The sequence below is a fragment of the Microvirga arvi genome, from assembly GCF_016892765.1.
Classification (GTDB): domain Bacteria; phylum Pseudomonadota; class Alphaproteobacteria; order Rhizobiales; family Beijerinckiaceae; genus Microvirga; species Microvirga arvi.
Window position 1 is genome coordinate 1 of record NZ_JAFEMD010000065.1, and the last position, 12210, is coordinate 12210.

11 protein-coding genes are annotated in these 12210 nt (G+C 56.8%); 3 read left to right on the forward strand and 8 right to left on the reverse strand.

Translation table 11 applies throughout. The features are described from left to right. Positions 1-206 precede the first annotated feature (206 nt). The 7 genes from ILT44_RS25345 to ILT44_RS25375 form a co-directional block, all read right to left on the reverse strand. Positions 207-848, reverse strand: coding sequence for an IS6 family transposase (locus ILT44_RS25345; protein ID WP_239468531.1), 642 nt, complete (start codon positions 846-848; stop codon positions 207-209). Between the two features lie 651 nt (positions 849-1499). Continuing rightward, positions 1500-2624 carry an ABC transporter ATP-binding protein gene (locus ILT44_RS25350; RefSeq protein ID WP_204242390.1) on the reverse strand — a complete coding sequence of 375 codons (1125 nt, stop codon included), beginning with the start codon at positions 2622-2624 and terminating at the stop codon, positions 1500-1502. A 4-nt stretch (positions 2625-2628) separates the two neighbouring features. Further along, on the reverse strand, positions 2629-4098 hold the full coding sequence (locus ILT44_RS25355) for an amidohydrolase family protein (RefSeq protein ID WP_204242391.1): 1470 nt from the start codon (positions 4096-4098) through the stop codon (positions 2629-2631). Positions 4099-4111: 13 nt separating this feature from the next. Next, on the reverse strand, positions 4112-4948 hold the full coding sequence (locus tag ILT44_RS25360; protein ID WP_204242392.1) for an ABC transporter permease: 837 nt from the start codon (positions 4946-4948) through the stop codon (positions 4112-4114). Beyond that, entirely contained in the window at positions 4948-6198 is a 1251-nt protein-coding gene (locus ILT44_RS25365; RefSeq protein WP_204242393.1) for an ABC transporter permease, read from the reverse strand. The genes ILT44_RS25360 and ILT44_RS25365 overlap by 1 nt, the downstream gene beginning before the upstream one ends. 9 nt (positions 6199-6207) lie before the next feature. Then, positions 6208-7284 carry an ABC transporter substrate-binding protein gene (locus tag ILT44_RS25370; RefSeq protein ID WP_204242394.1) on the reverse strand — a complete coding sequence of 359 codons (1077 nt, stop codon included), beginning with the start codon at positions 7282-7284 and terminating at the stop codon, positions 6208-6210. 46 nt (positions 7285-7330) lie between these two features. After that, positions 7331-8386, reverse strand: coding sequence for an ABC transporter substrate-binding protein (locus ILT44_RS25375; protein WP_204242395.1), 1056 nt, complete (start codon positions 8384-8386; stop codon positions 7331-7333). A 205-nt stretch (positions 8387-8591) separates the two neighbouring features. On the opposite strand from ILT44_RS25375, the gene ILT44_RS25380 reads away from it, so the two are divergent. From ILT44_RS25380 to ILT44_RS25390, 3 genes are all read left to right on the forward strand, one after another. Then, on the forward strand, positions 8592-9287 hold the full coding sequence (locus ILT44_RS25380) for a FadR/GntR family transcriptional regulator (RefSeq protein WP_204242396.1): 696 nt from the start codon (positions 8592-8594) through the stop codon (positions 9285-9287). Between the two features lie 19 nt (positions 9288-9306). Then, entirely contained in the window at positions 9307-10725 is a 1419-nt protein-coding gene (locus tag ILT44_RS25385) for an amidohydrolase family protein (protein ID WP_204242397.1), read from the forward strand. 141 nt (positions 10726-10866) lie between these two features. Further along, entirely contained in the window at positions 10867-11781 is a 915-nt protein-coding gene (locus ILT44_RS25390) for a DMT family transporter (RefSeq protein WP_204242398.1), read from the forward strand. A 94-nt stretch (positions 11782-11875) separates the two neighbouring features. Here ILT44_RS25390 and ILT44_RS25395 read toward each other — a convergent pair whose 3' ends face one another. Beyond that, positions 11876-12151, reverse strand: coding sequence for a hypothetical protein (locus ILT44_RS25395; RefSeq protein ID WP_204242399.1), 276 nt, complete (start codon positions 12149-12151; stop codon positions 11876-11878). Between the last annotated feature and the right edge of the window lie 59 nt (positions 12152-12210).

Consider the following 12210-nt stretch of genomic DNA (forward strand, 5'->3'; position numbering starts at 1 on the left):
CAAGCCGCCCGATTCAGACGCTTTGCCGCCAGCCCTCCAGGTCATCGCTCATGCCAAGGAGGTCTCGCATCCAGACACCTAGTCCTACTGCCGGGATTCGCGCCGGTGTCGGGGTCGCTTACGCCAATGGCAGTCACGACCACGCGGGAGGTTCTGTTGCAAATTCTGGGTAAGGACAGAACGATGCCAGAGTGGCTTGTAAACGCCTATGTAGCGAGCCGCTCGAACTGCTCGGCGAAGGACGGCTGAGACTTGCAGGCATACTTCGCCTGTCCTTTCCTCATCATGTGAACCATCTCGGTCCCGCCCAACACGGCGCGAGCGCTGCCCATTGACTTGAACCCCAGCATCGGGCGAACATGGCGTTTGATCGCACGATGATCCTGCTCGATGCGATTATTCAAATATCGACTCTGCCGTATCCGAATTGGCTCGAGACGCCGTCTTGATCGAACCCTGAGCCGGTCTGTCGTGTCGCAGGACGGGTTCGCTTCCCGGTTCGTTTGGCTGCCATCGATGACGATCTGCTCAGGGCAACCGTGACGCTTGAGAGCGCGGGACACGAAGCGCTTGGCGGCGGCCAGATTGCGCTTCTCGCTGAACCAGAACTCGACCGTGTCACCGTCGCTGTCGATCGCTCGGTACAAATACATCCACTGACCGCGGACTTTGATGTATATCTCGTCCAGATTCCATTTCCTGCTGACGGCTCGCTTGCGAAGATTGAAGCGGTCGAGCAGCTCAGGCGAGTAGCGTCCTATCCATCTAGGGACGGTCGCGTGATCGACAGCGATGCCGCGCTCCGCCATCATCTCTTCGAGATTACGCAGGCTGAGGTTATAGGACAAATATCACTGGACGCAGAGCAGGATCACCGATCGATCAAAATGCCAGCCCTTGAACGCGCTACTCTCTGCTACTGGAACTCCAGACCACGTAGCAGACATTCGGAAACAAAAAATTGCGACAGGTCCCCAGAGCGGCGTGGTGCCACTCGAGACATTGCTGATGCGCGGGCTTAGGCTCCTCGACGAAAGCGACGGTGAGGTGACGATCAACGACCGGCGCTATGTGCGTGGAGGCGATGCCAACTGACGGAGGCGGCAGACGAATGAACGTGGGCCTTATGGTTTCAGGCCCTGCTTGGCGACAATCCACAGTTGCTTCGCAGCGGTACCGTGCTTGTCCTTCCCGGCATCCCGGTTCTGACGGGGATCGACGTTCTGCTTCCGGTTTGACACTTTTGATCGATCTACATTTAGGCTCACAATTGCTTCGCGCCTTGGATGCCAACCATCGCGCGGCATAGGCCCTGCCGGATCATGCGAAAGTCTCCGCACCTGCTCACTGATACCGCCAGCGCGTCGTGATTGAAATTTCGCTGGAATCGCAAAACTGCTCGGCACGCCGGCCTCTCGATGCGCTGAGACCGACGCACGCTGCTGTACCTACTCCTGCGTGCTTTGTCCTCTCAGGCAATCAAGCTGATCTGACTCATCCTAGCTATTTGCTAGTCGAAATGCCCGGCAGTCCGTATCTCTCCAACCAATTCGGATCGCGTCGCCGCGCATCATTGTTGCTCTGTCGTCGGGGTTCGGGATCTTGACGGAAAACTCTTCTGAACCGCCTACTCGTAGGATCAAACGTGTGGCATCGCCCAAGTAGATCACCTTTTCCACCGGGGCCGACAGAACGTTGGCGAAGCTATCCGTTGGATCAAGAGAAACACGCTCGGGTCGAAGTGAAAGCACCGCCCGATCCCCTTTGCGTAGTTCGTCCACAGCTTTGCCACGAACGACTGTGCCATCAGCGAGCCTTATGGACACGGCGCTGAGGCCAGTGTCGACAACGTCGCCGACTAGACGATTATTCTCTCCTACGAATTCGGCAACAAATGCGTTCAGGGGATTTTCGTAGAGGTCGGCGGGCGTCGCAAGCTGTTGAATTCGCCCATCATTGAAAACCGCGATGCGATCCGACATCGTGAGTGCCTCGGTCTGGTCATGTGTAACATAGACCATTGTGACCTTCAACTCCTCGTGCAGTTGTTTAAGCTCGTACTGCATCTGCTCCCGCAATTGCTTGTCAAGAGCCCCCAACGGCTCATCGAGCAGGACAAGCTCCGGCCGGAACACCAAGGCGCGGGCCAATGCAGCACGCTGCTGCTGCCCGCCCGACAACTGGGCCGGCCGCCGCTCGGCGAATGCACCGAGTTTCACCATGGTTAGTGCCTCCTCGACACGACGTTCGGTCTCGGTTGCGGTGACGCCCCTGATACGCAGTGGGTAGGCAATGTTCTGCCCAATGGTCATATGGGGGAAAAGCGCGTAGTTCTGAAACACGACGCCGATACCACGCCGATGCGGCGGGAGGTTGGTGATGTTCCTGCCGCCGAGCAGAATCGTCCCTTCTGTAGGGATTTCAAAGCCGGCTAGCATCATCAGCGTCGTGGTCTTCCCCGAGCCAGAGGGTCCAAGCAACGTCAGGAACTCACCACGCACGATGTCGAGGTCTAGGTCCTTGACGATAAGGTTCTCACCATCATAGCTCTTTCGAACGCCAGCAAACCGGACGATCGGCCAAGCCGTGCCAGCTTCGCTAGGGAGGGGCGCTATCGCGTTCAATTTGTTACTCCGTCCATTCCAGAATTGAAGTTGGGAACTGCTCGGTGAGTGACAGGCCGCTCGGGTGATAGCGGCTGTAGTGCTGCCACATCCGCTCACTTGAGCTCCTCACGCTGGATAACAACTCTTCTTCATCAAAGGCCACCAGCTTCTTGTTCGAAACGACGATCCGTCCATCGACAACCACCGTCTCAATCATTTGCGGGGTCGCCAGATGAACCAGTGCCCGGATCGGATCGGGATTGATGCCGAACGTCAAGTTCTTCGTGTCAACGATGACTAAGTCAGCTTTTGCGCCAACCGAGATCCGTCCGATATCACTGCGCCCTAGAGCTTTGGCCCCTTCAAGATTGCTGGCAGCAAACACGTCTTGCGCCGGAGCCGCCTCGAAGTTCCGTTCGACGGCCTTGCACGCGGTCGATGCCGTGCGCATCTCTGCAAACATGTCGAGAGGAAAGGTATCGGTGCCAAGAGCGACAGTGACCCCGGCGCGCCTGTAACGCTCGAAGCTCTCTAGCATCACACCGCGCCGGGAAAAGGCGACGGGAGAATGCGAAACGGACGCGCCGTGGTCGCCGAGAATTGCGATGTCGTCAACGACGGGGTAGTTTACGAGGCTGTGTGAGCCGAGGTACACGCAGTGGGCGAGTACGGTTCGATCGTCCAGCACGCCCTCGGCAGCTAATTCTTGAACGGGCGTCTTGCCCGTGGCAGCCATCGTTTCGAAGAATTCGCGATGTTGTTCGAGAAAGTGCATCGTGAACGGAATGCCGAGCGAACGCGCAACTTCCTTCGCCCTCTGGCGTAGGTGAGGTGTAGAGACATAGAACTCGTCAATGGCAATGATTCCGGACAGACGCCCATCGTTGGCGCCGGAATACCGTTCAATGAACGAGACTGCCTTCTGCAGTGACTGGAGTCCGTGTGTCTCGTCCAGTTCTCTTGTGACCCGTCCATCATTCTCTAGCCAGTAGCGGCCGCCCACCACGATCGGAGCCCAAAACAGTCGGATACCTGCTTCCCCGGCCGCCTCAACCATCGTCTCGCCGTCGTCCGGGCCACCGGGAGCGAACGCAAGGACCGATGTAATGCCGTGGCGCAGAAGTGTCGAGAACCCGTATCGCAATGAGGCACGCAGATCCTGTTGCGACGCGACGCCAAGCTCGCCAGACCGGCGCGACGGTAGGAAATGTAGGAACCCAGACCGAAGGAACTGGCGCTGTCCGCCATCGATTAGGGCACGTTGGGTCTCGTGGGCTCCGACGTGGGCGTGCGTGCTGATCTGACCCGGTATGACAAGCTTTCCTTCAGCATCGATCGTCAGATCGGAAGGGCCGTCCCACGTCCGCCCGACATGCAGGATGCGGTCGCCGCAAATGACGACAACGCCCTTCTCGATTTTCCGGTGCTCGCTTCCATCGAAGGCAATGACTGTTCCGCCCTTGATGACTGTCGTGCTACATGCGGATGACATCGATCTACCTCTTTTAACGTTGCTTATTGATGCCGCCGGTCAGGCGCTCGCTGCGTCGCCGCAAAAGTTCCATCACCCCCATCAGCGCAAGCGAAACGGCGAGCAGGATAACAGCCGCAGCCATGATCGTCGGACTGATGCTCTCGCTGACGCCACTGAAGATCTGACGTGGCAGAGTCCTCTGCTGAGGGCTAGCCACGAACAGCGCGATGACGATTTCATCGAAAGACGTGACGAACGCAAACAGTGCCCCGGACGCGATGCCTGGCGCTATGATAGGAAGCGTAATGGTCCTAAACACATAAATCGGTGATCCGCCGAGGCTTGCGCCGGCTCTTGTCATGTTGGGATCGTAGCTTTGCAAAGTGGCGCTCACGGTGACGACCACAAAAGGAAGCGCAAGGATCGTGTGCGCTAGGATCACTCCTGCATAAGTGCCAACCAGATTTAACGTAGCGAAGAAATAGAACATTGCGACGGCCACAATCACGACCGGCGCTGCCAATGGCGTAACCAACAGCGCCATGACTAGAGGCTTCATGCGGAACTTTGCGTTGTGTAGACCAAGGGCCGCCATTGTGCCGATGGTGGTTGCCAGGGCCGTTGTGGTCAGGCCGATAGCGACGCTGTTTCGCAAGGCGACCGTCCACAACGGATTACTGAAGAAGTCCGCGTACCATTGTAGGGACAAGCCCGGGAGCGGAAATACCAGCAATTGTCCGGACGTGAACGATAGCGGCACGACCACGAGGATGGGCAGTACCAAGTAGGCGAGGACGACACCCGTGAAGACCCTCAGCCCCACACGTGTCCCAGTTGCTAGTATCGTATCACCGAAAGAGCGTGTCATTATCGTACCTTCAACTTATCGAAGCCTACTAGCTTGCCCAGTGCCAGATAGATCACGCCAATAAGCAACAGTAGGAAGACACCAAGGGCAGAAGCCAATCCCCAATTGACAGCGGAGTTAGTGAAGTACGCAATGAAGTAGCCGATCATCTGGTCGCCCGGACCGCCGACGAGCGCGGGGGTGACGTAGAAGCCTAACGAAAGCACAAAGACCAGCGTACAGCCGGCAGCCACGCCGGGAATTGTCAGTGGCAGGTATACTGTCCGAAATACCGTTGCAGGATTTGCGCCAAGCGAGGCTGCCGCACGAAGGTGGACAGGAGAGATACCTTTCATGACGCTGTAGACGGGCAGGATCATATAGGGAAGCAGCACGTGAACCATCGCGATGAAGACGCCGGCCGTATTAAACATTAGTTTCAGCGGCTCGCTGATCACCCCAAGTTGGAGCAGCACCTTGTTGACCAGACCCTCAGTCTGCAGAAGCACGACCCAAGCAGTCGTTCGGACCAAAAGTGAGGTCCAGAAGGGGATGAGCACGAGCGACAGAAGCCAGTTCGCAACAGCTGGCCTTGCCGCTGCCATTACCGCAGCCACGGGATAGCCGATGAGGAGACATAATGCAGTTACGCCAAACGCGGTGTAGAGCGTGCGGCCGTAAAGCGACATGAAAATCGCTTGTTCGCCGCTGACCTTCTCGATCCCGCCAGCACCACGCTGCAGATCCAACGCAGACAGTAGATAGAAGTCCGTTATCCGGCCAGATTGACTTTTGAGTGTTCGCCAATAGACCGGGTCAAGCCAACTCTTATCTATAGCCGCTAGTGTCTCTTTCGCCGACGCCATCTGCGTCCCGGGAAGACTCGTTACCGTCCGGGTGATAAGCCGGCGATACCCAGGAACGGCAAAATTCAGTCGCCGACCCAGTAGGGCTGCGTCCGGCGACCCCTTCAGGGCGTGAAGGTCGCTTGCCAATGCTGCAAAGACCGGCTCGCCAGGAATTTCCCCGTCTCGCCACGTATCGAGTGCGACAGCTGTTTTCGGAAGCAGCGTCGGGATTTCCGCATTGTCTACACTGCGAAATAGAAACAACAGGATCGGTATCACGAACAACAGAGCAACGAATATAACGCTCGGCGCCATGAGCGCGAGCATCGTCATGAAGTGACGACGCTCTGCGCGTCTAACGAGCGTTCGCAGCCCCATCTTCGGGATTTCCGTTTCACCCATCATTTCAAGCGAGGCTTGCATCTCTGGTTCTCACCGTGCCGCAAAGGTGGAAAAGCGTTGGCGGATGGAATCTCCGTTGTCACGCCAGAAGTCGATATAGAGATCGCCAGCCTGCATCATGCCGCGATCAAGGAATTTTGTCGGCTGGCTGGCCCGATTTTCCTCAGAGAGCAATGCAAACGAGCGTTCATTCGCTGGCGGATAGCCCATGAGTTCGGCGTAGTGAGCCTGAGGCTCAGCGGCAAGCGTATATTTGATCAGCTCGATTGCTTCCTGTTTGCGTGGGGAGCCTTTCATGACGGCCATATAGATGACAGCCGACGTATAACCGGCCTCCCAGACGATGCGGAGATTGCGCTTGTTGGAACGGTTCGCAACGTTCACCCGACCCTGCCAGCCGTACCCCATCGCGATTTCTTTCGTGAGGAGCAGTTGCATCGACTCATCGCCGGTCTTCCACCAAACGATGTGAGGCTTTATCTTCTCGAGCTGAGCGAACGCCCGGTCGACACCGCCCGGTTTTGCCAGGACTTCAGGCACGTCCTTCGGGGCAACCCCATCCGAAATTAGCGCGATTTCAAGTACCTGATCCGGCTGGTAGGGGAGCCCGCGCTTGCCCGGCCATTTCTCGATGTTCCAGAAGTCTTTCCAGGATTTTGGTGCCTCATTGCCGGAAAACCGCTCAGCGTCATAAACGAGTCCCCCGGGCGACACGAGATAAGGGGCGCCGCACTTCCCGAAGCCGCCGACCGCCTTAAAGTCAGCTTCCGGCAGGAGCTTCGACCAGTCGATTGGTTCGAGCAAGCCCTCGTCGCACCCAATCGACTCATTGAGCGAATGCACACTAGCAGCGTCCCAAATCAAATTTCCCGTCTCAATCTGGGCACGAATTTTCGCAAGCTCTTGATTGTAGGTATCTGCGACAATCCCAATGCCGGTTTTGGCCGTAAATGGCTCGAACACCGCCTTACGCTGCGCGTCGCCAGGGGCTCCACCCTGGTTGACGACCGTCAATTTTTCCGTGCTGGCCGCTTGGCTGACAACGGACATAATGAGCATGACCGCGAGCCCCGAAACACCGACGCGGCACTTCTCTTTGATGTTCATAGCTTCCTCCCTCAATGTCTTTGATTATCTTACAGTTCGTTGGCATCTACTGCGCTGCGAAAGTCAGAAACCGCTGTAGAAGTGCATCTCCGTTATTCATCCAGAACTCGGTATAGAGCTTTCCGCTCTGGAAGGACGCTTTGTCGAGGTGATCCTTCGGAAGTGTCGCAACCGTTTCCGGGCCGAGCAGCGCAAATGCCTTTGCATTGGCGGGCGCGTAATCGATCCGCCGCGAATAGTCAGCCTGCGCCGTCGGGGATGATGAGTACTTGATCAAGTCGGTTGCAGCCGGCCGCTTTGGCGTCCCCTTCATTACCGAAAAATACTGGGCGCCAGATACATGGCCGGCTTCAAAAACGATCTGGAGTTTGCGATTGTTGGATCGATTTGCCGTAGCGACGCGACCATTCCAGGCAAAGGTCATGGCAACTTCGCCCGAGAGGATATCCCGGATCGATTCATCGCCGCTCTTCCACCACTTGATATACGGCTTGAGCTCCTGGAGCTTGCGGAATGCACGTTCAACGCCTCCCTCCGACGACAGTATCCTTGTCACATCTGCTGGGGCCACGCCGTCAGCCATGAGAGCGACTTCGAGTGTCTGCTCAGCCCGGTAAAGCATCCCACGCTTGCCGGGCCACTTCTGAACGTTCCAAAAGTCCGCCCACGTTCTGGGCGCACTGCTCGCTGGAATCGCCGCCGCGTCATAGACGAGGCCGCCTGAAACCAGATTATTGGGAATGCTGCACTCACTGAAGCCGCCGGCGCCTTCAAAATCCTTGGGGGCGAAATAGGCGCTCCAATCGATCTTCTCGATCAACCCCTCTTCGCATGCTGTGGCCTCGTTAATAGCCGTGAGGCTGACCACGTCCCACAGGAGATTGCCAGTTTCGATCTGCGACCGGAGCTTCGCGAGTTCCTGGTTAAACGTGTCCTCAACGACTGTATTGGTGCTGACCTGTGCGAATGGCTTAAAAAAGGCTTCGCGCTGAGCCGTGCCGACTGTTCCGCCATTATTTGCTACCGTCAGAGTGTCGGCGCAACAAACCGATGTGGCGATTGCGGAGAGCATACCCGACAGGATGATCGACTTAATGCACATTCCATTCTCCCAACGACGGCAACAGACCGAATAGGTCGCTTCTTGTCGAAATCATTTTTTAGACCGCCGAGCTCACTCATTTCAGATTGGTTGCATATTATGTCAAATTATTTTTTTGCATCAGCATAAACACTTGACGTATAAGGACTTTCGTACTCTACTCCTGCCGCCCAATCTTAAATTGGTTGCGAAATTGGAGATTTTGATGGCTGACCTAGCTAAAGCCATTTCCGAGTTTATCGATAAAGCGCAGCTTCCGCCCCAGTCCAAAGTCCCAACGGAACGAGAACTCGCCACCTCCCTTGGCGCGAGCCGCTGGCAAGTTCGTCAGGCGCTCGATGTTCTGGCCGAAGAAGGTAAGATTTGGCGGCATGTTGGAAGAGGCACGTTCGTGGGTCCTCGCCCGCCTGTGCAGGTCGATGCGCTGCGATTACTCTCAGAGCACAGCAATCCAGTCGAGTTAGTCGAAGCGCGGCAAGCCATCGAACCTGACTTGGCGGCTATGGCCGCCCTACGCGCGAAGCCCGCACAGATTTCCGATCTGCAAGCGATTTGCCGAAAATGCGCTAGCGCCCGCAACATCGAAGTTTATGAGACTTGGGATGAGAAGCTCCATATCTCTATCGCAATCGCGGCGGGCAATTCGCTCTTGTTAGCCTTATTCGAAACTGTGAACGCTCTGCGTAAGGAGGTCGTGTGGACCACAATGCGCAAGTCGATACTTAAGCCCGAGCGGCGCGCAGTTTTCTCATCACAGCATGCACGCATTGTCGAAGCGATAGCAGCGCGTGACCCAGTTGGTGCCTCCGACGCCATGCGCATTCACGTTACGACGATGGCGGAGGTCTACGAGAATATCGTGCGCGCGAAGAGCTTTGGCACCGGCGTATTCAGAACCTGAGAATGACGAGGGGTTTAGGATGACCAGACCGTACGAGGATGTCGCGGACATGTTTGTCTGTGGTAAGATCGTTACCATGGACAGCGAGCGCAGAGTCATTTCAGATGGAATGCTTGCAATCAGAAACGGCATCATCGTCGCTGCGGGACAGCGCGACGATTTGATGAAGAGCTTCAGGTGCGAATCTGTCATTGGGGGCCGTGACGCGATTGTCGTTCCGGGATTTATAGATGCTCATACTCACTGCACACAGTGTTTTGTGAGAGGCCTTACTTCAGGCGAGTTGCCAATGATCCCTCGGATCTACAACCCGGCACAACGGATCCTGACGCCGGATGAAGCCGCTGCTGCCGTGCGTCTACTCGCAGCGCAGCTACTGCGCTCGGGCGTAACAACACTCTGCGAGGGCACCCTCAACCCTGCGCATGAGGACGCAATCGTTGGCGCGCTGCAGGAAGTCAGCATTAGATGCGTGATGGCTCGTGGACGTCCTGACCAGGATTTTCACCATGCCTCTCTATACAGCCAGATTCGGGATCGCTCCTGGGCCAAGGCTCGTGAGGGCGAGGCCGAAGCAGACCTCACTCGTACTGAGGCATTTCTCAACCGGTTCCCGCCCCGTGGCAACGGCCTGATCCACGGCGCGGTGAACGCGTCGGCATTGCTCGGGTTCTCGCCACGCTATTTTATTGACGGTGCTAAGCTAGCCAGGCGTTTCGACGCTACGCTCCAGGTCCATGTCAGCCGCGACCGCGAAGAGGTCGAATTCTGCCTCGACGTGTGGAAGCGTCGTCCCATCGAGAGGCTCTTCGATCTCGGCGTCGTCGATGAGCATCTCATCGCGGTTCATGCGGTACTCGCAAGCGAACGCGAGATACAGATTCTGGCCCAAGCAAAGGCTGGACTTGCCCATTCTCCGATCGAATGCGTAGCCAACATGAACGCGATCCCGAACCTTCCGCGGTTCCGGGCGGCGGGCATTCGTGCCGCGCTCGGCTGCGATAATCAGGCAAACGATATGTTCGCTACGATGCGCGCGGCGTGGCTGATCCACGGTGCTAAATGGGGCGTGGCGAGCTACGATCCCGAGTTCCTATTAGCGGGAGAAATTCTCGAAATGGCCACGATCGAAGCAGCCGAAGTGTTACGTATCGACAAGGTGACCGGGTCGCTCGAGATCGGAAAGGCCGCGGATTTCGTCGTCCTGGACGGATCAGCCCCACATTTCATGGCCGCTCAAAACATTCCCAGCGAACTCGTCCGTTACGGAAGCCGCGCCGAGATCATGCAGACTGTCGTCGCGGGGCGCATCCTCTACGATCGCGGGTCATATCCGACGATCGACATCGACAAGCTCCGAGTCGATGCACAGGTGGGTGCAAGCAAGGTGCGCGACGAGGTTCTGGATCGGCGGTTTCGTTCACTTTCCCATTTCTGACCAACCAGAGCTCCACCCAATGGTGACAATATAGCGCTCTCGGCGCCTCGTTGAGCATGATCCTTACGAAAACCCGGCCCTCACTATAGAGACGCATGGTCCATTCCGAAGCCAACTGTTGTTCAAGAATGTGAAACTCCCGTGACCTCATCCGTTAACAACCACACCAAGGGCCTTGCGATAACCGCAATCGGCGGCCTAACCCTCACCATCGACATTCCACTGATCCGGCTATCTGAAGGCGATCCTTGGTCGATCCTGATGCTGCGCAGCGGCACGACCTTCGTCGCAGCGATGACAATCTGGCTTCTGTGGAAATTTTTACGCGGCAATGCGCCAGCCCTAATTCCAGGGCGAGCTGGACTCATGGTGGCAGCGCTCTATGCTGCGGCGTCTGTAACCTTCACCATGGCTGTCTTCAACACGAGCACCGCCAATCTTGTCTTCATCCTTGCTTTTAACACGGTATTTGCAACACTCCTTTCATGGCTCCTTTTGAGGGAGCGGCCACGCCCCGTCACCCTTGCGGCGATGGCCGCCATGATTGGCGGTGTCCTGATCATTGTTTTCGATGGCATCGGCACGGGCAACCTCGTTGGCGATCTGTTGGCGCTGGCGTCAGCCCTTCTGTTAGCTACCGCGATTACCAGGACGCGCGCGTCGGGCAAGGACATGGGCTTCACCTCGCTCGTCGCCCTCGTCGTACCATTCGCCATTGCGGCCGTCATGGTTTCCAGGTCTGGCTTCCGGATCGATGAGCCCTGGTGGATTCTCATCAACGGCGCTTTAATCCTGCCAGTATCGTTTTTTTGCCTTGCAACCGGCCCCAAGTACATTTCGGGTCCGGAGGTAGCGATGTTCTATCTCTTAGAGACTGTACTGGCCCCTATCTGGGTATGGATGATCTTCGCCGAAGTCCCAACATCGGCCTCCCTGACGGGCGGCGCGGTTCTTATTACGACGTTAGTGGCGCATTCCCTCTGGCAATTGCGCGAAGGACGCAGGCGAGGTAGTTGCGCCACCGGGGATCGACCCGCGTATTGCGTTTCAGATTAACGTCGATTGGAGAATCGGACTGGAAATGGTCTTGTTGCCTTGATTTGAAAGGCAGAACGAACACAGTCGAATGGGGTGGCTGGCCCCCTTTTCATTAGAAGGTACCGACTGATCTCTGCCGCCGCATTCGCACGGTCTCGCGGCCTTTCTCTGTGATCACAGCCTGATTACGGTTATCGTTTGCGACCGTTGCGAGACCGTCGAGGAAGAGCTGGTGCAGGGTCTGCGTGATCGAGCGCGCTTTAGCATTCTCATGGACCCAGGTGTAATCGGCCTGACGCGGTGTCCTGCGTTTGCGGTAAGCGGGAGCCTCACTGAGCAGCTCTAGCGTGCGCAGTTTTGCAGGTGACAGGTTGAGTCTCCTTGTCATCGCTCTCTCCTTTCGCTTTTCATGTGTTTTTCGCGCAGCAGCGGACTTCGCGTCGCCTT

Coding starts and splice junctions, on each gene's coding strand:
- ILT44_RS25375 (WP_204242395.1), bottom strand. CDS start 8,386: ATGTGCATTAAGTCGATCATCCTGTCGGGTATGCTCTCCGCAATCGCC.
- ILT44_RS25365 (WP_204242393.1), bottom strand. CDS start 6,198: ATGCAAGCCTCGCTTGAAATGATGGGTGAAACGGAAATCCCGAAGATG.
- ILT44_RS25360 (WP_204242392.1), bottom strand. CDS start 4,948: ATGACACGCTCTTTCGGTGATACGATACTAGCAACTGGGACACGTGTG.
- ILT44_RS25380 (WP_204242396.1), top strand. CDS start 8,592: ATGGCTGACCTAGCTAAAGCCATTTCCGAGTTTATCGATAAAGCGCAG.
- ILT44_RS25355 (WP_204242391.1), bottom strand. CDS start 4,098: ATGTCATCCGCATGTAGCACGACAGTCATCAAGGGCGGAACAGTCATT.
- ILT44_RS25395 (WP_204242399.1), bottom strand. CDS start 12,151: ATGACAAGGAGACTCAACCTGTCACCTGCAAAACTGCGCACGCTAGAG.
- ILT44_RS25385 (WP_204242397.1), top strand. CDS start 9,307: ATGACCAGACCGTACGAGGATGTCGCGGACATGTTTGTCTGTGGTAAG.
- ILT44_RS25370 (WP_204242394.1), bottom strand. CDS start 7,284: ATGAACATCAAAGAGAAGTGCCGCGTCGGTGTTTCGGGGCTCGCGGTC.